The 23535-nt window shown below is 37.1% G+C and carries 26 protein-coding genes; 17 read left to right on the forward strand and 9 right to left on the reverse strand.

Features of this window, described 5'->3' with window-relative positions; translation table 11 throughout:
- Window positions 1–185 precede the first annotated feature (185 nt).
- On the forward strand, window positions 186–2123 hold the full coding sequence (locus tag A5482_RS07795; RefSeq protein WP_069791884.1) for a transglycosylase domain-containing protein: 1938 nt from the start codon (window positions 186–188) through the stop codon (window positions 2121–2123).
- Between the two features lie 74 nt (window positions 2124–2197).
- Here the strand turns inward: A5482_RS07795 and A5482_RS07800 are convergent, their stop codons facing one another.
- Complete coding sequence (locus A5482_RS07800) at window positions 2198–3154, reverse strand: RNA polymerase sigma factor, RpoD/SigA family (protein ID WP_069791883.1); 957 nt, start codon at window positions 3152–3154, stop codon at window positions 2198–2200.
- Between the two features lie 298 nt (window positions 3155–3452).
- Between A5482_RS07800 and ribD the strand changes: the two genes are divergently transcribed.
- Window positions 3453–4535, forward strand: a complete 1083-nt coding sequence (gene ribD / locus A5482_RS07805) for a bifunctional diaminohydroxyphosphoribosylaminopyrimidine deaminase/5-amino-6-(5-phosphoribosylamino)uracil reductase RibD (RefSeq protein WP_069791882.1) — start codon at window positions 3453–3455, stop codon at window positions 4533–4535.
- Window positions 4536–4807: 272 nt separating this feature from the next.
- The gene (locus A5482_RS07810; protein WP_069791881.1) at window positions 4808–5335 is read left to right on the forward strand and encodes a phycobiliprotein lyase; all 528 of its coding nucleotides are present in this window, start codon (window positions 4808–4810) and stop codon (window positions 5333–5335) included.
- Window positions 5336–5562: 227 nt separating this feature from the next.
- On the opposite strand, the gene A5482_RS07815 is transcribed toward A5482_RS07810, so the two are convergent.
- Complete coding sequence (locus tag A5482_RS07815) at window positions 5563–6141, reverse strand: DUF3727 domain-containing protein (RefSeq protein ID WP_069791880.1); 579 nt, start codon at window positions 6139–6141, stop codon at window positions 5563–5565.
- Window positions 6142–6397: 256 nt separating this feature from the next.
- Here A5482_RS07815 and A5482_RS07820 point away from each other — a divergent pair, with 256 nt between their 5' ends.
- The 4 genes from A5482_RS07820 (at window position 6398) to A5482_RS07835 (ending at window position 8323) form a co-directional block, all read left to right on the forward strand.
- Entirely contained in the window at window positions 6398–7135 is a 738-nt protein-coding gene (locus A5482_RS07820) for a response regulator transcription factor (RefSeq protein WP_069791927.1), read from the forward strand.
- A 38-nt stretch (window positions 7136–7173) separates the two neighbouring features.
- Complete coding sequence (locus A5482_RS07825) at window positions 7174–7290, forward strand: photosystem II reaction center protein I (protein ID WP_069791879.1); 117 nt, start codon at window positions 7174–7176, stop codon at window positions 7288–7290.
- Window positions 7291–7449: 159 nt separating this feature from the next.
- Window positions 7450–7674, forward strand: a complete 225-nt coding sequence (locus A5482_RS07830) for a DNA-directed RNA polymerase subunit omega (protein ID WP_069791878.1) — start codon at window positions 7450–7452, stop codon at window positions 7672–7674.
- Window positions 7667–8323, forward strand: a complete 657-nt coding sequence (locus A5482_RS07835; RefSeq protein ID WP_141712720.1) for a hypothetical protein — start codon at window positions 7667–7669, stop codon at window positions 8321–8323. The genes A5482_RS07830 and A5482_RS07835 overlap by 8 nt, the downstream gene beginning before the upstream one ends.
- Before the next feature lie 282 nt (window positions 8324–8605).
- On the opposite strand, the gene A5482_RS07840 is transcribed toward A5482_RS07835, so the two are convergent.
- Window positions 8606–8899, reverse strand: a complete 294-nt coding sequence (locus A5482_RS07840) for a hypothetical protein (RefSeq protein WP_069791877.1) — start codon at window positions 8897–8899, stop codon at window positions 8606–8608.
- A gap of 496 nt (window positions 8900–9395) precedes the next feature.
- Here A5482_RS07840 and A5482_RS07845 point away from each other — a divergent pair, with 496 nt between their 5' ends.
- From A5482_RS07845 to psaD, 5 genes are all read left to right on the forward strand, one after another.
- Window positions 9396–10526, forward strand: a complete 1131-nt coding sequence (locus A5482_RS07845) for a quinone-dependent dihydroorotate dehydrogenase (protein ID WP_069791876.1) — start codon at window positions 9396–9398, stop codon at window positions 10524–10526.
- A gap of 143 nt (window positions 10527–10669) precedes the next feature.
- The gene (gene purB / locus A5482_RS07850; protein ID WP_069791875.1) at window positions 10670–11965 is read left to right on the forward strand and encodes an adenylosuccinate lyase; all 1296 of its coding nucleotides are present in this window, start codon (window positions 10670–10672) and stop codon (window positions 11963–11965) included.
- 225 nt (window positions 11966–12190) lie between these two features.
- Window positions 12191–12805: an imidazole glycerol phosphate synthase subunit HisH gene (gene hisH / locus A5482_RS07855; protein WP_069791874.1), complete on the forward strand. Its 615-nt coding sequence runs from the start codon at window positions 12191–12193 to the stop codon at window positions 12803–12805.
- A gap of 71 nt (window positions 12806–12876) precedes the next feature.
- Window positions 12877–13758: a DUF6625 family protein gene (locus A5482_RS07860; RefSeq protein ID WP_069791873.1), complete on the forward strand. Its 882-nt coding sequence runs from the start codon at window positions 12877–12879 to the stop codon at window positions 13756–13758.
- A 109-nt stretch (window positions 13759–13867) separates the two neighbouring features.
- The gene (psaD, locus tag A5482_RS07865; RefSeq protein ID WP_069791872.1) at window positions 13868–14302 is read left to right on the forward strand and encodes a photosystem I reaction center subunit II PsaD; all 435 of its coding nucleotides are present in this window, start codon (window positions 13868–13870) and stop codon (window positions 14300–14302) included.
- Between the two features lie 38 nt (window positions 14303–14340).
- On the opposite strand, the gene A5482_RS07870 is transcribed toward psaD, so the two are convergent.
- Window positions 14341–15186, reverse strand: coding sequence for a hypothetical protein (locus tag A5482_RS07870; protein ID WP_069791871.1), 846 nt, complete (start codon window positions 15184–15186; stop codon window positions 14341–14343).
- Between the two features lie 247 nt (window positions 15187–15433).
- Here A5482_RS07870 and A5482_RS07875 point away from each other — a divergent pair, with 247 nt between their 5' ends.
- Both A5482_RS07875 and A5482_RS07880 read left to right on the forward strand, forming a co-directional pair.
- Entirely contained in the window at window positions 15434–15874 is a 441-nt protein-coding gene (locus A5482_RS07875) for a YbjN domain-containing protein (RefSeq protein WP_069791870.1), read from the forward strand.
- 96 nt (window positions 15875–15970) lie between these two features.
- The gene (locus A5482_RS07880) at window positions 15971–16474 is read left to right on the forward strand and encodes a hypothetical protein (RefSeq protein ID WP_069791925.1); all 504 of its coding nucleotides are present in this window, start codon (window positions 15971–15973) and stop codon (window positions 16472–16474) included.
- Between the two features lie 24 nt (window positions 16475–16498).
- On the opposite strand, the gene A5482_RS07885 is transcribed toward A5482_RS07880, so the two are convergent.
- The 3 genes from A5482_RS07885 to A5482_RS07895 form a co-directional block, all read right to left on the reverse strand.
- Complete coding sequence (locus A5482_RS07885) at window positions 16499–17155, reverse strand: cofactor assembly of complex C subunit B (protein ID WP_069791869.1); 657 nt, start codon at window positions 17153–17155, stop codon at window positions 16499–16501.
- A 309-nt stretch (window positions 17156–17464) separates the two neighbouring features.
- Entirely contained in the window at window positions 17465–18211 is a 747-nt protein-coding gene (rpaB, locus tag A5482_RS07890; RefSeq protein ID WP_069791868.1) for a response regulator transcription factor RpaB, read from the reverse strand.
- Window positions 18212–18776: 565 nt separating this feature from the next.
- Entirely contained in the window at window positions 18777–19175 is a 399-nt protein-coding gene (locus A5482_RS07895) for a hypothetical protein (RefSeq protein WP_069791867.1), read from the reverse strand.
- A gap of 93 nt (window positions 19176–19268) precedes the next feature.
- On the opposite strand from A5482_RS07895, the gene A5482_RS07900 reads away from it, so the two are divergent.
- Both A5482_RS07900 and A5482_RS07905 read left to right on the forward strand, forming a co-directional pair.
- A complete protein-coding gene (locus tag A5482_RS07900; RefSeq protein WP_069791866.1) occupies window positions 19269–19967 on the forward strand; it encodes a DUF3318 domain-containing protein in 699 nt (232 codons plus the stop codon).
- 111 nt (window positions 19968–20078) lie between these two features.
- Window positions 20079–20813, forward strand: a complete 735-nt coding sequence (locus A5482_RS07905; RefSeq protein ID WP_069791865.1) for a 2-phosphosulfolactate phosphatase family protein — start codon at window positions 20079–20081, stop codon at window positions 20811–20813.
- Between the two features lie 99 nt (window positions 20814–20912).
- Here A5482_RS07905 and A5482_RS07910 read toward each other — a convergent pair whose 3' ends face one another.
- Together A5482_RS07910 and A5482_RS07915 are read right to left on the reverse strand one after the other, a co-directional pair.
- A complete protein-coding gene (locus tag A5482_RS07910) occupies window positions 20913–21719 on the reverse strand; it encodes an ABC transporter permease (RefSeq protein ID WP_069791864.1) in 807 nt (268 codons plus the stop codon).
- A 190-nt stretch (window positions 21720–21909) separates the two neighbouring features.
- A complete protein-coding gene (locus A5482_RS07915; protein WP_069791863.1) occupies window positions 21910–23133 on the reverse strand; it encodes a CCA tRNA nucleotidyltransferase in 1224 nt (407 codons plus the stop codon).
- Window positions 23134–23200: 67 nt separating this feature from the next.
- Between A5482_RS07915 and A5482_RS07920 the strand changes: the two genes are divergently transcribed.
- On the forward strand, window positions 23201–23449 hold the full coding sequence (locus tag A5482_RS07920; RefSeq protein ID WP_069791862.1) for a Ycf34 family protein: 249 nt from the start codon (window positions 23201–23203) through the stop codon (window positions 23447–23449).
- Window positions 23450–23535 lie beyond the last annotated feature (86 nt).

Genomic DNA, 23535 nt, shown 5'->3' on the forward strand with positions numbered 1-23535 from the left:
TTTGCTTTAAAATAATTGTAATTAAATGTCAAGTCATATCTTGATACATTATAAAGTGTTTGTGTTAGAATCATGCGCAGTTATTTTTAATGTTATTCATTGCCAATATTTATCCATGGCTGTTCTAATGCTTTTTTTGACCCAGCTTTATTAAAAACCTGTCCTATCGCTATATATAAATCACCGTGTCATCTTCTACTACTTTTAAACTAAAAACTAAACGACCAAAAATAAACGCAGCCAAGGAGTTTGTGTTGGGTGTCACCAAGGTTGCGGGGGGAACATTCCTCAGTTTAACTTTGTTGACTACCTCTGTGGTGGCAGGGGGGTTGGCGGGGTTGGCGATTAGTTTTCGGAATTTACCTGATGTGAGGGTTTTACGAGGTCATGTTCCTGCCCAAACCAGTTATGTATATGATGTAAAGGGAGTTTTACTGGCTAGTTTTCATTCTGAGGAACATCGGCAGACGGTGGAGTTAAATGAAATTTCCCCTGAGTTAAAAAGGGCTGTACTGGCTATTGAAGACAGTAATTTTTATTACCATGAGGGCATTAATCCTACCAGTGTGGCAAGGGCTATTTTGGTTAACTATCGTAGCGGAGGAGTTGTAGAGGGGGCTTCTACCCTGACTATGCAGTTGGCCAAAAATATGTTTCTTTCTCACCAAAGAAGTTATTCTCGGAAATTAGCAGAAGCGATTTTGGCCTTGCGTATCGAGCAGGTTTTTAGTAAAGATGAAATTCTTGATATGTACCTTAATAATATCTATTGGGGTCATAATAATTATGGGGTACAAACCGCCGCCAAAAGTTATTTTAATAAACCCGCTTCAGAATTAAATTTGGCAGAGTCGGCCATGATGGCGGGTATTATTCAGGCTCCTGAAGCCTTTAGTCCTTTTGCTAACTATGAAATAGCTAAAAGAAGACAAGCGTTAGTTCTCGATCGCCTAGTGGACTTAGCTTGGATTACCGAAGAAGAGGCTCAAGCGGCTAAGGTAGAACCCCTAGGAGTGGGAAAACCTCAAGCATGGCAAAGAAGCCGACTTCCTTTCGTAACTGATGCGGTGCGGGAAGATATTATTAATCGTTTTGGCAGTGATATGTTGATTAAAGGGGGTTTGAATGTGCAAACAACCCTTGATTATAATATGCAAATTCGGGCAGAAGAAATTGTTCGTAACGCCCACCAAAATATACGTCGTTCGGGGGTTCAAGCGGATCAAATGGCCCTAGTGGCGATCGATCCTCGTACCCATTTTGTCAAAGCTGTGGTCGGGGGCATCGACTACGAAACCAGCCAATTTAACCGAGTGTTACACTCTCGTCGTCAACCTGGTTCAGCTTTTAAACCTTTCGTATTTTATGAAGCCTTTGCCAGTGGCAAATATACTCCGAGCAGTAGTGTGGCTAACTACTCTAAAGGCTTTCGAGATGGCTCGGGTATGTATCGCCCCGAAAACTATGGCGGTGACATGGGAGGGGGTGATGTTAGCATTAACCAAGCCCTCACTGTTTCTTTAAATATTCCGGCGGTGGTTGTAGGTCAAGAAATAGGTCTTGATAGAGTCATTGATTTGACTCGAACTTTGGGTATAGAAAGCCCTTTACAGCCCGTGGTGTCTCTTCCCCTTGGCCCCATTGGTATTACCCCCATGGAAATGGCGAGTGCCTATGCAACCTTTGCCAACAATGGCTGGAAGTCTGATACCACCATGATTCTACAAGTTACCGATAATAATGGCAATGTTATTATTGATAACACCCCCAAACCCCAATTAGTCTTGGACGAATGGTCAACGGCATCCCTCACCACCATATTACAAAATGTACTGCGTCCGGGGGGAACAGCCCCGGCGGCTAATATTGGCAGACCAGCGGCGGGTAAAACGGGTACCACTAGCGGAGAGCGAGATGTTTGGTTTGTGGGTTATGTACCCCAACTATCCGTAGCGGTTTGGATTGGCAATGATGACTTTAACCGTACCCTAGGGCGAGGAGTCACGGGAGGAGGAACAGCAGCCCCTGTATGGCGACAATTTATGAATATGGCTTTAGAGAATGAACCTGTGCTTCCGTTTCCTGCGGCTTCTCAATTTAAGCGTCCTGAGTCTAAAGATTAGATTTTTATGGGGCAGATTTTGTAAAGGTATTCTCTGCTACAAAAAAACCCCCAATGTGGAGGTCAAAAAATTATTTAACTGGCGATATATTCTTGGATTACTTCTTTGCGCTTTCTCAACTTGGTGAGGGCTTCTCTTTCGATTTGCCTAACTCTTTCGCGGGAGATGCTGAGAATGTCACCGATTTTTGAAAGGGTAAGAGGTTTGCCGTCTTCTAACCCATAACGTAATCTAATTACGTCCTGTTGTTGTTGGGTTAATTCAGACATCATTTTTTTGAGGTCAAATTGAAGACAGGAATAGTCGGTGAAGTCTTCGGGAGATTGTCCTTTATCTTCTAATAATTCTCCCAATTCAGTGTCGTTATTGTCTCCTACTTTGAGGTCGAGGGAGAGGGGTTGACGGGCTTTGCCAAGATATTCCCTAACTTGTTCAGGGCTTAAGTCTAGCTCTTGGGCTAATTCGGCAATGGTTGCAGGACGACCTTTTTCTTCTGATAATCTTCTTTGAGTTTGGCGAATTTTGTTTAATTTTTCAGTAATATGTAAAGGTAAGCGGATTGCTCTACTTTTCTCTGCGATCGCCCTTGTAATAGCTTGACGAATCCACCAATAAGCATAGGTAGAGAAACGATAACCTTTGGTGGGGTCAAATTTTTCTACACCCCTTTGCATCCCAATGGTGCCTTCTTGGATTAAATCAAGGAGATCTAAATTACGTTTGAGGTATTTTTTGGCGATGGATACTACTAAACGTAAGTTGGCTTCCACCATGCGACGTTTAGCTTTTTCGCCCTGAGTAATTTTAATATTTAAATTTTTTTCAGAAATTTTGGCAGCCTTCGCCCACTCTTCCAGAGTAGGTTCTTTTTCAAGTTTTTTGGCAAGGGCTTCTTTCTTTTTGTCTAGGGCGACTAGCTCTTGAATATGTTTAGCATAAATAATCTCTTCCTCTTGAGTTAATAGAGGAATTCGACCAATTTCTTTCAAATAAACACGGATCGTATCAATATTCTTGGGTAAAGGTTGCATAAGACAATAATTATCTATACTAGATTAGTTAATAAGATCTAGGGATTTAAAATTATACATAATAGTGCGTAAATCTTGGTCATTTTTTTGAGTTTTTCGCATAATAAACTCGCCTTTTACTATTACCGACCTTGTCTTTCATGGATTAGTTACGGCATAATAGTAAAGTTGACCACTAATCAATCATAAGGCATAAGGGAAAGTTTTGTAAAACTTTTTTTTGAAAATCACTACAACTAATGTTACGTAAAGGTTACAGACTTTTTAATGTTTGATTTATCCTCTTTCTCATTCAGTTATGACGAACTTTGACCAAAAAATGATCCGTGAGTGCTTAACCTTAGCAAAAAAAGCACTGGGAAAAACTTCTCCTAATCCTTTGGTAGGTGCAGTGGTGGTTAAAAATGGTCAGATTGTAGGCAGGGGCTTCCATCCTCAGGCGGGATTACCCCATGCCGAAGTTTTTGCCCTAAAGGAGGCTGGAGAGGAGGCTATGGGGGCGACTATCTACGTTAACCTTGAACCCTGTAATCATTATGGAAAAACTCCCCCTTGCACAGAGGCTATTATTCAGGCAGGAATTAGTCAGGTGGTGGTGGGCATGGTGGATCCCGATGAAAGGGTTGCGGGGGGTGGTATCAGGCGTTTGATGTCCGCTGGTATAGATGTTAAGGTGGGGGTTGAGGAAGAAGCCTGTGGACAATTAAATGAGGCTTTTATTCATCGGGTAATTCATAAGCGCCCCTTTGGTATTTTAAAGTATGCCATGACCATGGATGGCAAAATTGCTACGGCGACGGGGGATAGTAAGTGGATTACGGGGCAAAAATCTAGGGATTATGTACATTTTTTGCGCTCTAGTTGCGATGCGGTGGTGGTGGGAGGAAATACTGTCAGAAAGGATAATCCTCGTTTAACTACCCATGGGGTTAGTCGTCACAATCCTTTGCGGGTGGTGATGTCGGCTAGTTTTGATTTACCTTTTGATTGTAATTTGTGGGATACGGCAATGGCAGCGACGGTGGTTTATACTCTCCCGCAAGGGGATGATTCTGCCCTCAAGGCACATTTATTGGCACGGGGGGTGGAGGTGTTGGAATTGGAAAATCTTTGTCCTACGGTGGTGATGGATAATTTATATCATCGTGGTTTTAATAGTATTTTTTGGGAATGTGGTGGTATTTTGGGGGCAAGGGCGATCGCATCTGGTAATATACAAAAGGTATTGGCTTTTATGGCACCAAAAATCATTGGTGGACAACAGGGCTTTAACCCCGTAGGAGATTTGGGCATCACTGCCATGAAGGATGCTTTATCATTACAAAATATTACCTTGCAAAGATTTGATGATGATTTTTTGATAGAGGGATATATTCAATAATTGAGAATGGATAATTATTCTTTTTTTGATTCTCTCATTGAAAGAAATTTAACCTGCAACCCTTAACCTGCAAATTTATTCAACTTGGTATATCTTAACCATAGTATAAAATATAATTGAATGATACCAGAAATTCTGAGTTCAAAATATTGTAACCGTTGCCTGTTCCCCGTTCCCTATTCCCTTAAATGATATAATTAATTTTGCTAATAACTACTATTTACAGTTAAAGGCGATCGGTTTATTATAAAAAATAACTAGATATAAGATTAATGGATATAAATACCTTTATAGAGAAGACTGCAGGGAATTGGTTTTCTCAACGTACCACCTACAATATAAACAAAGAAGCTGTAGATAACAGCAAAGCTAACTTAAACATTAACTTATTAGAACAAAATAGCGACCAAGCAAAAGCTATTTATCAACAAAATGGTATAAACCCAGAAAATCATATTATCATCACCTCCCATTGGGATAACTCCCCCGACTGGGGAAAACCCAAAAAAACTGGTAATAGTACCATGATTATTCACCATCAAGACAACGACCTAAAAAACGGTAAAATTTGGCGTTTAGTTGATAATAAACACGTATTAGAAGGACAATATACCATCGCCGATGATGACTCTTTAACTTTAACTATCACTGCAGACAATCAATATGTAGAAGAAAGAATTTGGTTTGCAAATGACAACTTACGAATGAGAAATACTGTCGTAAAAAGTAAAAATCAAGTCATTGAAACCTCTTTTTATTCTGAGATAAAAAAAATAAAAGTAGAAGAAAGTAAAAGCTAAACCGTCAATAAAATTTGATTACTTTTCTATCTAAAAGACAACTCACATTCTCTGAAGTAAGATTACTAATTGTTATTATTTTTAGATTATTTTAACTCCATTAAAATTAACTCAAAATACGGCTACATTAGCTAATGGGTAGAAAATAGTTTTGATGGGTTTCAAAGCAGGGGGTGTAATCCCCCTTGTCAAATATTGAATTTAATATTTTCTGTAAATATCAAAAACTAATCATCATCATTAAAATCTAAAAGTAACTCCCCGACAATTCCTTGCAACTCTGGCTTGTCTGGATTAAACAATGTTACTTTACTAGAGGATTTTTGCTCACCTATCAAGAGAATAGGAGCAAGGGGAGTACAAATATCGTATCGTTGTTCTAAGCTATAAAAACTAGCTAAAAATTGTAATTCCTCTACCTCTAGCCCTTCTTCCTCATCATCTAATTCTAAACTAATGATGTCATCATCCTCTTCGGGGGGTAATTCTCCACTAGCGGTAAGGCTAATTCCCGAACGTTTTAAGGATAAATTTAACTCCCCTAACACAGCCTTGGCATCATCGAAAATAGCATCGATTTCTTCATCATCCTCCACAATGACAGTTTCGGTAGAATCAGGATCATCCTCATCAACCACATCATCAGTTAAGATAATAATAGTGCTATCAACGGGCATTAGTAACAGATATTTGTTACCTTGATAGTTAATTTCGTTTTCAACATAACATTCAAGAAACCTTTCTTCATCATCATGAATGATAACAATTTCTTTGTCGTCATATTGCCCAAATTGGGAAGGAGACATAATTGGTTTTACTAGGATTTTGATTGATTTTTATTTGTACCATAAACGATACCATGATTAGTTAATTTTGTCTCTACACATTCCAAACCTTATGGATTATTTTATGGGCAAAAATTTATTGAACTTCCTTGTGGTTAAATAATTCGATGTTCGTTTTGCAGAAGGCAAAAATCATTAAACTCTAAAACTGCTAAATTAATGATTAATATTGATAATTCCGTGTATATCATTGATAAGTAGCCGAACTTTTATGTCAATTAAAATATTGTTAGTGGAAGATGAAAGGCAACTGGCTGATAGTCTTGCCCATGTATTAAAAAAAGAAGGTTATCAGGTGGAAATTGCCTATGATGGTGAACAAGGATGGAGTTTTGTTTTAGACGATTCCTTTGATCTTTTAATTCTGGACTGGATGTTGCCTTATAGGACGGGATTAAGTATTTGTGAGTCTTTGCGTGATTTCAAAGGTACAAATCTAGCTAAAACTGAAGCTGATACTCCTGTGTTGTTTTTGACGGCTAAGGATACTTTGGATGATAGGGTTTTGGGATTGGATGCTGGGGCGGATGATTATTTGATGAAACCTTTTGAGTTGAGGGAATTATTGGCTAGGGTAAGGGCTTTATTGAGAAGGGGTAGTCCAAAGGTTGAGATTCTTCGAGAGGAGACGGATAAAAAGTTATTAACCATGGATGATTTGGAGTTAGATATGGATAGTAAACTGGCTTACCGTCAGGGGAGGTTACTTAAACTTTCGGAGAAGGAAATTCGACTATTAGAATTTTTTTTGTTGCACTCGAATCAGTTAGTTACCCAAGAACAAATATATCATCATCTTTGGTCGGAGGAGCAAGCGCCAAGTAGTAATGTGGTGGCTGCGGTAATCAGACTGTTACGCAGAAAGATTGAAATGAAGGGGGAAAAAGCCTTGATTCATACGATTTATGGAAAAGGATATTGGTTTGGAGTTCAAGAAAATCTGAAAGAGGTGTAAAATATAGTAATGTCTGTTAATAATTAGGAGAAAATAAAATGTTAACTTTAAAAATTGTTGTCAATATAGTGGTTGCTTCTTTCATTTTAATGTTTATTTTTGGCTTCCTTTCTGGAGACCCTGCGCGTAACCCTGGACGCAAAGATGCGGAATAATATTACTATAATACAATAATAGACTTAATTTACCCGTTATCATCATTGCTATGTAACGGGCTTTTTTGTGTTTATGGGAGCTTAAGATGGTGTGGTTTCCCAAAACTTGGTACAATTAATGTTAGTGTGTTTTCTTCACAAAAACTATAAAAGCAAAGAATGTTAAAAAACAACTTTGAATCTGGACAAGTTATGTTTCGTAGTGACGAGTTAATGGAGGCGGCCTCCAATCGTTACAAGATTACGGTGCAGGTTGCAAAAAGAGCTAAACAAAGACGTTATGAAGATTTTGATAATGTGGAAGAAATCATGAAGCCTGTTTTAAGGGCTATTATTGAAATGTCTGATGAGCTTACTCAACCTGAAATTATTAGTGATGACTAGGTTATTAAAGAATTTTTCTCGGTGGTACCGTCTTTTTTGCGGTACTCCTTTTAAGGTGTTTGGTTATGGTGCGATCGCACTTGTAACTTTTTTTGGGGTATATTTTATTCATGGCGAAAAAATCATCGAGCAACCATCGGCGAGTTTGTCATGGAATGCCCCTGCATTTGCCCAAAGATTTACCCCCGAAACCATTGCTCAACAAATATATGAGCAAATGCCAGAAATCCCCAAAAATAATCAATACATCTCTAGCAATACTGGGGATGTTACCCCCCAACATACTCTAATAAGTCGCTTTATTAGGTACCACGAATATATAAAATCTCGTCCCGTAGTTTATCGCCTCGATTGGAAACTAACCCTCGCTGATTACCTAGGCTACAACGAAACCATGACACAAGAAAGGTATCCTGGTTTTAGTACCCTAACCCAAAATCCTTTTAACGAAGATAGAGAATTAATCAGAAGTTTGACGAGAAACCAAAGAAATCAATTAGTAGATATGTTGGTTAGTATCTATCAACCTCCCACTCCACCATCAGAGGAAATAACGGACTCTCCCCCCATAGAAAATCCTCCCTCCGACAACAACAATACCCCCTCGACACTACCTCGCAGGGGGGGTGCAAATTTATTAATGCCTTAAGATTTAAAAATGGATACCAGTAAATTAGACGCTGTACTAGGAATTATCGCTTTATTAATCGTAATAGGCGGTTTGATAATGCTCTTTAGTGGGGTAAACAACATGAATGACTAACTTGTTGTGATGGTTGGTTACATAATGTATGGTTTCCCCTAAGGTGATAAAGAATTGGTAAAGATGTTTTAATTATGGTGTTATTTTAATGGTGCGACCATATACTTTTGAAAAAGTTAGATACCAAAAAATATAGGAATCGAGATAAACCTACTAAGTTCTGATAAATTACAGAGTAGCTTCTACTTTTGTAGGAGTATTTTCTGGTAAGTATTGGGTGATTTTGGGAGTGTTTACTTCGATGTTGGGGGTAGCACATCCGAGGGAAAAGGATTTTTCTAGTAAAACAATTTCTGGCATGGTTTCCCAAGACTCTCCGAAAGCCAAAACTGCTAAACTACAAGATTTCCATGCACCTTGTACTGAAACATTTAATTGTTCACACATTCCGCCCCTCCTACCCTCTGGATGGTAAAAGCGACAATATCGACAAGCTGAAGCACATTTATTATTAGGTATCATTTTCTTTCTCTATATTTTTTTTATTAAAACCTTCTCTTTTTATTATTAACTATCTGGGATCAAGGCTTTTTTGCTTATAAGCTAGACAGAATGAGGAAATCGACTATATTTATAAGTATTTATTTTTTATATTGTCTTAACTATTGCTTCATACAAAGACATATTTACAAACATTTCTAAATGCTGTATATTTAATAATTTTGCGTTTTTCTTGTTATGGAGGAAAACAAACAGGGATCAAGATAAAAAGACTTCTTTTTACATTAAATATATATTTATCTATAACCATGTAATCAAACGGTTATAGAATAAGACATATTTTTATACAATAAAGAATATTGATATGATGTGATTTACTTAGTTTACTGAGAAAAAGTTACTTGGTGAGATAAATTTTCTCATTTTTTGATTTAGTGTAAAAGTGATGATGAAAATCGGGGTAAAATGAACTACAATCAATATTCTTCAAGATTGTCTTTTTTAAAAGCTCTGAACTATGCTTAATGTGTTTCGCCCTCTCTATCCCTTATTTTTCGCTTCTTTGAAAGGTAATCCTGAAAAAGCCCATCTACAAAGTTTGGATATTTTGGCGAAAATTGACCACCATCGGCATAAGTATTGGGGAAAATGGACAATCAAAGAACTTGAAAAGTCTTTTTGTGTAGATATACCCTCCCTCAAACAATCCCTCTGGGGGCTAGATTTTGACCATCCCATGGGACTTGCTCCTGGTTTTGATAAAAATGGGGTGGGGGCTGGAATTTGGGCTAACTTTGGCTTTAGCTTTGCGGAATTGGGGGCAGTAACTCTCCATGGGCAACAGGGTAATCCTTTACCAAGAATGTTCCGCATTGAGGGGGATAAGGCTATTTTGAATAGGATGGGGGCGAATAATGAGGGGGCAGAGGCGATCGCCCTTAGACTAAAAGAAACATGGGAAAGAAGCCCTAGAACCATTCCTGTGGGCATAAATCTGTGTAAATCAAAGATAACCAGCTTAGAAGAAGCCCATCAAGATTATTTAGGCAGTTTTGAAGCATTACGCCCCTATGCCGACTATTTTGTCATAAATGTTAGTTCTCCTAATACTCCTGGGTTGCGATCGCTTCAGGGGGAAGAACAATTAGAACCCATTTTAAGAACCCTACAAGAAGCAAATCAAGGGGAAAAACCGATTTTAATTAAAATTGCCCCTGACTTAAGCTGGGATGATATTAAGGCTATTTTAGACCTATCTAGGCAGTACGATTTATCTGGTATCGTTGCCACTAATACCACCATCAAAAAAGAGCAACTAACCACCAAAATCCTCAAAGAGACAGGAAATCTATTAATAGATGAAGCAGGGGGAATCAGTGGTTTACCTCTCAAACAACGCTCCACCGAAGTAATACGTTTTATTTACAAAGAAACTCAAGGACAGTTACCCATCATCGGGGTGGGTGGTATCTTCAACGCTCAGGACGCTTGGGAAAAAATCACCGCAGGGGCAACTCTTTTACAAATGTATAGCGGTTGGGTATATGAAGGCCCTTGGGCAGTGAAAGATATTATGACAGGGCTACAAACGAGGTTACAGGGAAAAGGTTTAAGTAATATTAGTGAAGCGGTGGGAATGGATAATTGATAGTTGATAATTGATAATTGATAATTGATAATGTCAATACAAACTTGACTATAATTGATCATCTTCCATTGTCCACTCTTTTGGAGTTGTCCAACTTAAGGTAAAATATAACAGTCGTATTTGCAGAGAAACAAAGAATTGCAGTGATTGAACGCTATACATTGCCCGAGATGGGCGAAATTTGGACTGATAACTATCGACTGAAAACATGGTTACAGGTGGAAATTGCGGTATGTGAAGCTCAAGCAGAGTTGGGCAACATTCCCAAAGAAGCCGTAGAAGAAATCAAGGCAAAGGCAGCTTTTGACGTTAACAGGGTGTTGGAAATTGAAGCGGAAGTGCGCCACGATGTCATCGCTTTTCTGACCAACGTTAATGAATATGTGGGAGATGTAGGGCGTTATATCCATTTGGGCATGACTAGCTCTGATATGCTAGATACGGCTTTAGCTTTGCAGATGGTTGCTAGTCTGGATCTCATTTTAGAGGCAGTGGAAGACACAATCCAAGCAATTCGCTATCAGGCACAGCAACACCGTTATACTGTCATGGTAGGACGTTCCCATGGTATCCATGCCGAACCTATTACCTTCGGTTTTAAGTTGGCTGGTTGGTTGGCAGAAATGCGCCGTAACCGTGACCGTTTAGTAAAATTACGTCAGGATGTGGCAGTAGGTCAAATTTCTGGGGCAGTGGGTACCTATGCAAACATTGAACCTAGGGTAGAGGCGATCGCTTGTAGCCTTTTAGGACTCAAACCTGACACCGCATCAACTCAGGTAATTTCCAGAGATATACACGCCGAATTTGTCCAACAAATAGCCCTTGTAGCCGCTTCCCTAGAAAGATTTTCTGTGGAAATTCGTAATATGCAACGCACGGACGTTTTAGAGGTAGAGGAATATTTTTCTAAAGGGCAAAAAGGCTCTTCTGCCATGCCTCACAAACGTAATCCTATCCGTAGTGAGCGTATTACGGGGATGGCAAGAATTATCCGTGGTCATGCGGTGGCAGCCCTTGAAAACGTTGCCCTCTGGCATGAAAGAGACATTTCCCATAGTTCTGTGGAGAGGGTTATCTTACCAGATACTTGCATTTTGATCCATTTTATGCTCAAGGAAACCACTAATTTGGTTCAAAACTTGTTGGTATATCCTGAAAATATGCTCCGTAATATGAATGTATATGGTGGGGTAATTTTCAGCCAAAAAGTTTTACTGGCTTTGGTGGAAAAAGGTATGAGTAGAGAAGAAGCCTATCGTATTGTACAAGGGTGTGCTCACCAAGCATGGAATACCCAAGATGGCAATTTCCGTAAGTTAATCGAATCTAGCCCTGATATTCAGAAGCATCTATCGGCAGATGATTTGAAGATTTGTTTTGATCCTAATCAGCACTTGAAAAATCTTGATCAGGTGTATGAAAGACTAGGTATTTAATTGATAATTGATAATGGATAATTGATAATAAACAATATATCAGTTTGAATCTTTGTTAACCTAGCACAAGGTAGGGTTTGATCCCCCCTAACCCCCCTTAATAAGGGGGGAATAAATACAAAAGATTTAGAAAGTCAACCTTCCTACCTCCAAGTTTGGGGGAGATAAGTAAGATATTGTTTGTAACCACCCATTAAATATAAAAAATCACTTTTCTATAAAACCATGAAAATTGCTGTAATTGACTATGATATGGGTAACTTGCACTCGGTGTGCAAGGGCTTGGAAAAGGCGGGGGCTATTCCCGAAATAACGGATTCTGCGGATGTAATAGCTCAAGCTAAGGCGATTGTGTTGCCGGGGGTTGGTTCATTTGATCCTGCCATGGAACATCTACGGGCAAGGAATTTAGTTGAACCGCTTAAAAGTGCGATCGCCTCTGGAACACCATTTTTAGGTATCTGTTTAGGGTTACAAATCCTTTTTGAATCCTCGGAAGAAGGGAAGGAGCAAGGGTTAGGGGTAATAAAAGGTAAGGTGCGTCGTTTCCAATCTGAGCCTAATTTAACCATTCCTCACATGGGATGGAATACCATGGAAAAAACTCAGCCTAATCATCCTCTGTGGGCTGGTTTGCCCCCTGAAACCTATCTTTACTTTGTGCATTCATTTTATGTCGATCCTACCGATAAAAGCGTCATTGCAGGGGAAGTTACCCATGGTAATCAAAAAGTTACCAGTGCGATCGCCCATAAAAACCTTATGGCAGTGCAATTTCACCCCGAAAAATCCTCGGACTATGGTCTAAAAATTCTTTCTAACTTTGTTAACTTAATTTAGATAAAAAATTCATTAACTTACGTATTAATTAGCTAGAATCATAGGATTATAATTAGCATTAATGTAGCGTGATGAAAAAAATTTGCTTTATTCTTACATTTTTTAGTAATAAAAGTCCGTTAAAGTTTTGGAAAGAAAAAAAATTCCCCTTGTATTTTAACTATTTTATTAACACCTTTGATTACAACAAAGAAATAGATTTAAAAATTTTTACAGATATTTCTTTCCAAGAATATTCATTCATAAACGAACACATAAAATTTTATCCAATGAGTTTTAGTGCATTTAATAAAAAGGCTTCTAAGGCTCTTGGTTTAAAAATAAATCCAGATAAACCGTATAAAGTTTGTGATTTAAGACCTAGTTATGGAATCATATTTGAGGAACATCTAAAAAAATATGATTTTTGGGGATATTGCGACACAGATATGATAATGGGAAATCTTCGTCGTTTTATATCCGATGATCTTTTAAATAATTTTGAAGCAATAACTTCTGGTAGTGGTGCGAACAATCCTCACTACCCCAATGGTTATATGATGCTCTATGAAAACTGTGGAAAAATGAATAATTTATACTCTAAAAGTAAAGATTATCGATGGATTTTTGAAGATAAAAAAAATTATAGATTTGATGAGAATGGTGGCGATCGCAATATAGTATCAATGTGTGATGTCATTGAACAAGAACAAATAAAAATTTGTCATGTACCTGGCTTAGTGCATAATGATGGGGGAAGTTTTAATAACAACCGCCCTTGGCTTTATGTGTGGGACAAAGGTCAATTGGTTGATACTTTAACTGATTCAGAAGTGGGTTCATTACATTTAATGAAATCTAAATCCAGGTCTAATTTTCAACTAAATTATTTAAACTTAAGAAACGAAGCACTGGCAAATAGTTTTTATATTTCAGCAGAAGGAATCTTTCCCCATTCCCCAAACTTTAAATAACAAAAGGTAACAAACTGTTACAGTTCATAACAGACATAGTAAATAGGGGTTAAGTCAGTGATAGCATTGCCTAGATAGTAAATGTGATTTCTATAAAAGCAATATCTCTATGAGCGAAAAAATCCAATTAACAGGTCAAATGCCTAAATTTGGCGGAAGCACGGGCGGTTTACTCTCTGCAGCTGACAGAGAAGAAAAATACGCCATCACCTGGACTAGCAGCAAAGAGCAAGTATTTGAAATGCCTACTGGTGGCGCTGCAATCATGAATGAAGGTGAAAACCTATACTACTTTGCCCGTAAAGAGCAATGTTTGGCTTTAGGTACTCAATTACGCACCAAATTTAAGCCCAAAATGGAAGATTATAAAGTTTACCGTATATATCCTAACGGTGAAGTTCAATATCTCCACCCCGCTGATGGTGTATTCCCTGAAAAAGTGAACGAAGGGCGTGAATTCCACGGCAAAAAAGATAGAAATATCGGCAGAAATCCTGAGCCTGTCACCCTCAAGTTTTCTGGCAAAAACCCTTATGATGTTTAATCATCAACATTAAAAACTGCCATAATAATAGTCCCTTCTCAAAACTTAGAGAGGGGATTTTTTGTATATTTTCCCTGCCAATTATCGATAAATTGTTGACTTAGTAAGTCTATATTTTTCTCTTTGACGATGGGTATTAGTTGAAAGTATTTTTTCAAAGAGAAAGGAAGGGCATGATAACCGTTATGTAAGCCTAATAAAAATCCCGTCAGAATTGATGTAGAGGACTTTTGATTTTTAAAGTTAGTGCTTCTGAGTAGTGACAGTTCGACATAATTAGATAGGGATAAAAAGCTATATATTCCTTGATAAAGACCAATTTCTTGTTGATGATAGTGTTGCTTAAATTCTTTTTCTAGCTCGTTAATATTTTTTTTGTGATTAATAAATTGTTTTATTTTTTCTATCTTTTCACTACTATTTAAATCAAATACTTGAGTAATATTATTGTTGTTATGGGTAAGGATGCAGTTAATAATTAAGTGTAAGTTAAAAATGTTTTCTCGATTGTCATTATTAATATTTAAAGATAAATCTAACTGATCGAGATTATGTTCTAATTTATTCTTGCTTTCATAACAGGATAAAATTAGAGGTAAAAGAGCTATTTCTAAGGGAATTACTATATTCTGTTCATTATCAGCTATAATCAAACCTTGAATGTAACAATTGTTATTTTTCATCTCTTTAACCCATGTTTCTACATTAAAAGAATTATCTTTAATAATCCTTTCAAAGCCTATAAAGATAACTTCTAAATAAGGAGAAAAAGATTCTAAATCATAATTTAAATATAAATCTTGGTGGGGATAACGCGCAAAAAAATCTCCTGCTAAAGCTCCCCATAAAGCCCCTTTTAAGGTAGAAATATTTAGATGTGGCACAAATTTAAAATATAATAATTAACTTAAAAAGTAATATAAAATAAAGCACTGATCATAACCTAAGTTTCGCAGAAAGTATTTATAGATAATACTTTGGTCTTAATTATCAATGGTTTTAATAATCCCTATTCTGTGTTATGACATACAAGATTGTCAAATAATTGTCAATTTGGTTTAATATTTGAGTGGTGCTAAATCAGAAATTAGCCTTCATCAGTAGAGTAACGTTAATAAGAAAAAATTTATTATGGAAGACAATTTAATTATGGATGATTATAAGGTTAATCATAAGGATGAAATCGAGACAGTTATTTATAGCCTAGAAGAAAATGACAGCGCTATGGTGCTGAAAAATGATGAGGGTTATCTGTGGAAGTTTCAGTATGGTAGCGTGGAGGTATTTGTACAACTGACGGGGGAAAGTGAAGATGATTTGTTAACGGTTTGGTCAGTGGTTTTACCTTTACCTGCCAAAAATGAACCTGAATTGATGAGACGGTTATTAGAAACAAACTGGAGTGGTACTTTTGAGACTTGCTTTAGTATTTTTGATAATCAGATAGTGGTTTCTGCCCAACGTACTATTGCTGATCTTTATCCTAGTGAGATTTCTCGCATAATTACTTTAGTAGCCAGTATTGCTGATGATAATGATGATTCTTTGAGAGAGGAATTTGGTAATAATTGATTGTCAAATCAATCAATCAAAAGTGTACAATCAACTATACACCCTAAATTTTGATTATTGGGGTGATTAATGTAGTTTTTGAATCAATTAACCATTGTGAACTCTTTTGCACAGGAAGAATTTACCAAAAGATATAGTCAGGGCAAATCGGCTTTTGAGTCTGGGCAGTATCGCCAGAGTGTTAAATATTTGGAGGATGCTTGTAAGTTAGTATCCCTTAATAGTGGTTTGGGAGGAGAAGTCCAGATGTGGTTAGTAAATGCCTATCAGGCCATGGGGGATGGTGAAAGTGCGATCGCCCTTTGCCAAAGTTTATGCGCTCATCCCTATACAGATACTAGAACTCAGGCTCAACGTTTGCTATACATTCTCAAAGCCCCTGAATTACAACGCCCCAAGGAATGGATGACCGAAATTCCAGATCTCAATGCTAAATCTAGTTTACCTGTCAATCGTCGTGCTAGTAGCCCTCGCAAAATTGAGCCGAAAAGGCAAATAGAGTTGGTAGATTTGAGTACCGTTAACACCAAGGATAATCAGTTTCTTTTACTTAGTTTAATTATATCTCTAGGGGCGATCGCCTCTTTATTTATACTTTGACACCCATCATAATAAAAGCAACGCTTAGGTATATTCTTCCTTTAACGTAAGGGCAATTTTGGCTCCAATACCATTAATCCAATTTTCATTTTGTTTTGTATAACTACGGGGAATATTTGTGGCTACCATCATAACTCCCCCATCATTCAACGGTAAACAAATTAAACCCTGTATATTTTCGGGAAAATAATCAAACTCAACCTTACCAGGATAGTGTTTTAAATCCACCAGATAAACAGGCTTTTGTGTTTTGATAACCCTATCTACAATTTGTCCAACTTTTATTTCCTTTTCTGTACCTAGAATACCTCTTCTTAAAAGAGTCTTTCCTTGATAATAAATAAGCACTGATTTACTAACCGTATTAGTAAGAATTAAGTGACTAGCCCAAGCCAATTCTATCTTTATTTTATCAGATAAATCATCTATTAACTCAAAACCCTCTGCCCCTTCTAATACGACACTTTGAGGAGGTTCAGGCTGAATTTGTCTAGCTAAAATACTGGTTAGTAATAACATAGCACATAGAATAATACCCAAAGCATCAGAACGAGCCTGAGAATCTAATAGAGTGGGAGTAACTAAGCGATTTATCATTAACAAAGTTCCCCCCAATATACCAGCAATTAAGGGTAAATTTTTTAAGAGACTATTTTCAGAAGATTTTATTTTTTCTGGCATTATTTTTTATGAAAATATTTCCATTACTCCGTTGCATTATTACAAAGCTAAGACATGGATAACAGATTAATAATTGAAAAGTTAAGACAAAAACAGGCAGAAAAATAACTAATAACAGATAGTTAATAACACCTATACTTGATTCTAATTTTTAAATTAAAATATGTTTATAGTTAAGGGGTTTAAACCCCTCATTAATTATTAATAGATTCGTTTTCTTGCTACTTTCTAATATTCCGTAAATAAAATAGAATGGGTGTAATAACTTAAAAAAAAAGATAACTAACTATTATTAAATGTAGTTAATTATTAACTACCACTAGAAGCCCTTTTTTCTCCTGGTTCTAAAATACGTTGAAATAAATATCCTGTACCTCTAGCAGTTAAAATCAATTCAGGATTACTAGGATCCTCCTCTAGTTTAGCCCGTAAACGAGAAACATGGACATCTACCACCCTAGTATCCACGTGACGCTCAGGAGTGTAACCCCATACCTCTTGGAGAATTTCGGAACGAGAAAAAGGCTCTCCAGACTTACTCACTAGCAACTCTAACAGACTAAATTCCATTCCCGTGAGGCGAATTCTTTGATCTCCTTTATAAACCTGTCTTTTATTTGTATCAATGCGAATAGAATTAACCGAAATAACCCCAGAGCTAGGGATACCAGCGACTCCATCCTTATCTACCCGTCTCAATACAGAGCGAATTCTGGCTTCTAATTCCTTGGGAGAGAAAGGTTTTACTACATAATCATCGGCTCCCAATTCTAGTCCTGTGATACGGTCAGCCACATCTCCTAAAGCTGTTAACATGATAATGGGAATGTCCGATTCTTTGCGTAGTTCTTGACATACCCCATAACCGTCTAACTTGGGCATCATCACGTCTAATACCACCAAGTCTGGTTGGGTTTCGTGGAAAGTGGCGATCGCATCTTCCCCATCGGCAGCCGTTACCACATCATAACCAATCATTGATAAACGAGTTTCAAGAATTCTTCTAATACTAGCCTCATCATCAACAACTAAAATTCTTTCTTTTTGTGTATCCAATTTACAAAACTCCTCGATCCCTATATAGTGTACTCTTATAAATATCTGTTCATGGAAAAGATTTCCTCAAAAAATCAAAAAATTAAGTAGGAAACCTTAAAATTATTTGTTTGTGTCTCTAGGTTATGTATCCAGAGTGGTTTTTTAATAATCATAATATTAATTTACAATAATTTTAGCCTCTCAACATAACGAATTACTTTTACCCAAGACGAAAGGTAATGAGACAGTCTCTCTGTTTGCAGAATTTCCCCACTAGAAATAAATTTTAGAATCATTGATTATTGATAAAAAAACTATTGAATGAAGATTTTATCTTTTTCCAACCAAAAGAAAAATTTATGAGAAGTTTGAGTCAGAATTGTGTAGAAAAGTATATTTTTTTATCTATTTATTAGAAATATAACACACAAACAAACCAAGTTTTTCTTTTACTTTCTAAGTAAGTAAGTGGGCATAATTAAATCGATTTAGGCAAGGGGTTTAAACCCCTTTTTCATAAGAGTCTTAATAAAATAAAAGCTATAATTGATTTAACAAAGCTATTTACGCCTATTTACAATCTTTAAAATCGTTTCAAATATTGATACCATTTTCCTGCCAATGTACCTTGAGTAAAAGGAATAATAATAGAGTTATTTTCCTTAGTAATAAACTGTAAATTTGCTTCTTGTTTTTCTGATAAATCTGCTTCTGAGACGACTTTATCTTTGCTCAATAGATTAATTTCTTGAATGTCATCTAAACAAAACTGACTCTCATTGATAATTCCCTTTGCCGTCGGTTTGCCCCAAGTAATGATATTTCCTTTTTTTCCTAATACCGAGTAAATATCATATTTAGACTTATCAAAGTTTTCCGCCCAAACTTTATAATTTTCTAACTTTTGGTATTCATTTTTACCGCTCCATGCTAACCAAAAAAAGAGTATTAATAACGGCAACCAAAACAAACCACGTTCCATGTTAGAATTTAGCAACTCAAATTAAGATTAGATTACCATAGAATAAGATCAACAAGATCAAAATTATAGATAATAGTTAAGTAAAATAATTATATGACTTCTTATACAACATCCTCCGCCAGAGCAGAAATGAATGAACTAAGAAGATTAAAAACCCTTTTACCCCCAGAGTTACAAAGTTGGGTAATGGTTGAATCTTCCACTGAAGTTAACCCTCCCCTAATCCGCAGTGAAGAGTTAGGCAAAGATGAGGTAGAAATTCAAATCGACTTAGCAAAATGGGAAAACTTAGCTATTGACCAACGAAATCTGATGTTTTGGCATGAAGTTGCTAGAATTCAGAATGATACTATTCCCAAGGAAGGATGGGAAATGGCTGCCCTTGCCATTGGTTTAGGGGGTGCTGTGGGTGAGCTTTGGGTGCAAGATGGTTTATTGTTATTGTTGGCTTTATCTTTGTGTGGTATTTCTGGTTATCGTCTTTGGCAAAAAAATAATGGTGAAAAGAATCTCAAGGATGCTATGGAAGCGGATGAAAAGGCAATTATTTTGGCAACCCGTTTTGGTTATTCTTTGAAAAATGCTTATCAGAGTTTAGGTAGCGCCCTTAAAACTTTAATTGAGCAAACTCCTAAACGTAATCAACGGAAGAAATATGAAGAGCGTTTACAGGCGTTGCGTCGTAGTGCGACAAAGGCTAAACAACGGGAGGCACAAAATACGGGCAATCAACCTTTACAAACTCCCCCTTCTCCTCGCTCTCGTAGTAGTGCGAGAATGCGCAATATTTAATTAGGATTGAGGGGTAGATTCTTTTTTATCCCTCACGAATAGTTGAACTAACGGAGATTCCCTCGGTGATATATAATTGCTGATTGTGAAAGCATAGGTAAAATAATCATCGTGAAAATTTCTGTTTATCATACTCCTGAGTCAACTCCTGAAAATCAAGTGCCTGATTGCGCTGTGGTTATTGATGTACTTCGTGCCACTACTACCATGGCGACGGCGATAGATGCAGGGGCGGAGTCGGTAAGGGCTTTTAGTGACATTGATTTATTGTTGGCGCAGAGTGAGTCTTTGTCTTCTGAGAAAAGGTTGAGATTAGGGGAAAGAGGAGGAAAAAAGGTTGAGTCTTGTGATATGGGTAATTCTCCCCTTGATTGTACCCCTGAAGTGGTAGAGGATAAGCAGTTGTTTATCAGCACAACTAATGGCACTAGGGCTTTGCAGAGGGTGCAGGATGCTGAGGTAGTAGTCACTGGGGCGATGATTAATTTTGGGGCGGCAGTTGATTTTTTGGAGCAAACAAAACCCGAAAATGTCTGGTTGGTGGGCTCAGGTTGGGAGGGGGGTTATTCCCTTGAGGATACTATCTGTGCAGGAGCGATCGCCTCTAGGCTCATTTCCAACTATGATATGGATATGATTGGTAATGATGAGGTTATCAGTGCGATCGCACTTTACCAACAGTGGCAACATGATTTAGTAAAATTATTTTCCCTTGCCAGTCATGGACAAAGATTAGTAAGACTTAATCTCGTAGATGATTTGAAATACTGCGCCCAAGAAAATATTATGAATTGCCTACCCATGCAACAGGGTAAAGGTACTTTACTTTTTAAAAATCATTTTTAACCGCTAGGGCTTTAGCCTTTACTGTGGTGCTTATTAAACTTAATACCTAACCCCTAAATCCTACTACCTAACCCCTAAATCCTACTACCTAACCCCTAGTTATTCTTGTTGATGGGAAAATTGATAAGCACCCACAAAAGCCAGTGCGATCGCAATTACTAATAGTACAGGAATACTATACCAAGGAAAAACGCTGATGGGTTGATAAGCCGCTGCCCGTAAAGCAGTGGTGGTGTAGGTTAGGGGTAGTAAATAAACAATCACCTTTAAAACCATCGGTAGGCTTTCGGGGGAGAAAAAGGTACCTCCTAAAAATGACATCGGCACGATCAAAAAGTTGTTGTAAAGCCCCACAGATTCAAGGGATTTGACCCTTAAACCGATAATTACCCCAATTCCAGCAAAAACAGCACAATTGAGGATTACAACTAAAATAAACAGGGGATTAATAAAACTGAAAATCTTCCCCGTAAACAGAATCGCCACCAGTATCACAGAAAATGCCGTCATTAAACCCCTCACAATTCCTGCCAATACTTTCCCTAGGTGCAAAGCAAGGGGATGTACTGGTAATAATAACAATTCGTCAAAGGTTTTGCTAAAAAGGCGATCGCCACATATAGAAAAAGTAGTTCCCCCAAAACTAATCGTCATAGAAGACAGGGCAACCATCCCCGGCAAAATAAACTCCAAATAATTATCCCCCACCGCAGGAGTGCTAACCCTATCAATGGTATTGCCCAAACCCAACCCAAAAGCAAGGACATATATTAACGGTGAAATCAAACCTGTGGAGGCAATTTGAGCCATTCTTGCCCGTAAATCTAACCATTCAGCCCAGAAAATAGTTAGGGTATCTTCTAAGATAGCTTTTAAAGGTAAATTATCTATTTTTTTTGACTTCATAGGTATTATTTTTTTTAGATTTAATATTTTTCTATTGTCCTTTATTTGGTTTAACAAAATCAATAATCACTATGCAAGGCTTCATGAAAAGATGAATTAATTAGATGAATAAGAGACAAGAAAGAGGGAGTGATGACAAGGCAAGGGGCTTAAGCCCCTTGTTAGAGATATGACTAATATGGGTAAATAATTAGAGATTTTTAGTGCAATATTTTTGAGCAAAAATAAGGGCTTCTTGTTTATCATGAATTTTGTTTTCTAAATGGGCAATTTGTACCTCTGTTAATATTTCTTTTATTAATGGACTTGGTTTAAAATTTAGTTCATTTATGAGATCATTTCCTGTAATTAATGATTGAGGATGGGCTACTAGATCATTTTGGTTAAAATAACGCTCTATTAATTGATATATTGTTGATTTATTTTCAGGGTTAGAAGCGATCGCCCGAAGAGCTATTAAAGGGAAAGTATCACCAACATTGAGGAAGAAAAAATACTGTTCTCGAAGGGTAGTATTTGAATTAAAATCTAGTAATGCTGGTAAATATTTTAGAATAGTTGTTACTGTTTTTATTTCATTTTTAGAACACTTTAATTTTATTAATTCTTCTTGAGCTAAATCTGAATTATTAGCAGTCAAACAAGATAATTTTGCTAAGGCCAAAAATTCTGAAGATAGATTTTTAAATGGGTGATATGTTTCTTCAAGATTAATTAAAGTTTGATCTATTTTAGATAAATTAATAATACTTTTTGGGGTAGTATTTTTTAACCAATAAGACAATATATTATCTTCATAGGCTAGTTGTAACCACTGAAAACCAGCTTCACATTGTAAAAGATAATCTAATTCGCTCTTTACCCTTTCCGCCGCCACTTGCCTGAGAAGAGGAGCTAGTTTTTGCAGGGTTTTACGGGTGTCAGGGGTAATTTGAAAACCTAATTGGGAGGCTTGACGATAAGCCCTTAAAATTCGGAGGGGATCATCTTCAAGGTTTTTTGGTGATACCATTCTGATGATACCTTTTTCTAAGTCCTTTTGACCTTCCAAGGGATCTACTATTTCCTTAGTATATAAGTTAAGGGCGATCGCATTTAGACAAAAATCACGACGGTGTAAATCATCCAGCAAACAACCCCCCTCCTGCCTAGCAAAATCCACCGTTGCCGAAGGAAAAACCACCCTCGCAATCTCGCGCCCCGCATCCAACACCACAAAACCAGCCCCATACTTATTAGCGATAAACTTAGCCGTTTGAATAGCCCCAGTGGGTAAAACAAAATCTAAATCAATATAATTCCTTCTCCTGTGTAACAAAGCATCCCTTACCACTCCCCCCACCAAATAGGCATCAGGGGGCAACAAATCTAAATCAAAGGGCAATACTTGTCTTAAAAAATCCGCAATATACATTAACAAATAACCAACCTTATTAAAATTAAGCTAGATTAGGAAATAGAGACAGTCGGAGAAAAAGCCTATGTGTATCTGTGTAAACTGTTACTACGTTGATCGTTGCAATACTTATAATGCCGTAGAAACTCAACATGAGCAACCCCATTTAACAGACAATCCTAGTTTTGAGCCAGAAAATCCTTCCATAAACGTTAATATTCGCACCCGTGAAGACTATATAGAAACCGAGTGGGATGTTGTCGGTTGTGATAGCTTTACAGAAGAAAAAAATAAATGGGCAAAACTACGCCCCGGAGAAGCAATTCCCACTTAGATAACAGCAAAGCTGATTAATTTTTTCATCACAGAGGGATAATCCCTCTTTTTTTATAGTCAAAAATAATTCGATTAAGTCTTTCT

The sequence above is a fragment of the Cyanobacterium sp. IPPAS B-1200 genome, from assembly GCF_001747005.2.
Lineage (GTDB): Bacteria > Cyanobacteriota > Cyanobacteriia > Cyanobacteriales > Cyanobacteriaceae > Cyanobacterium.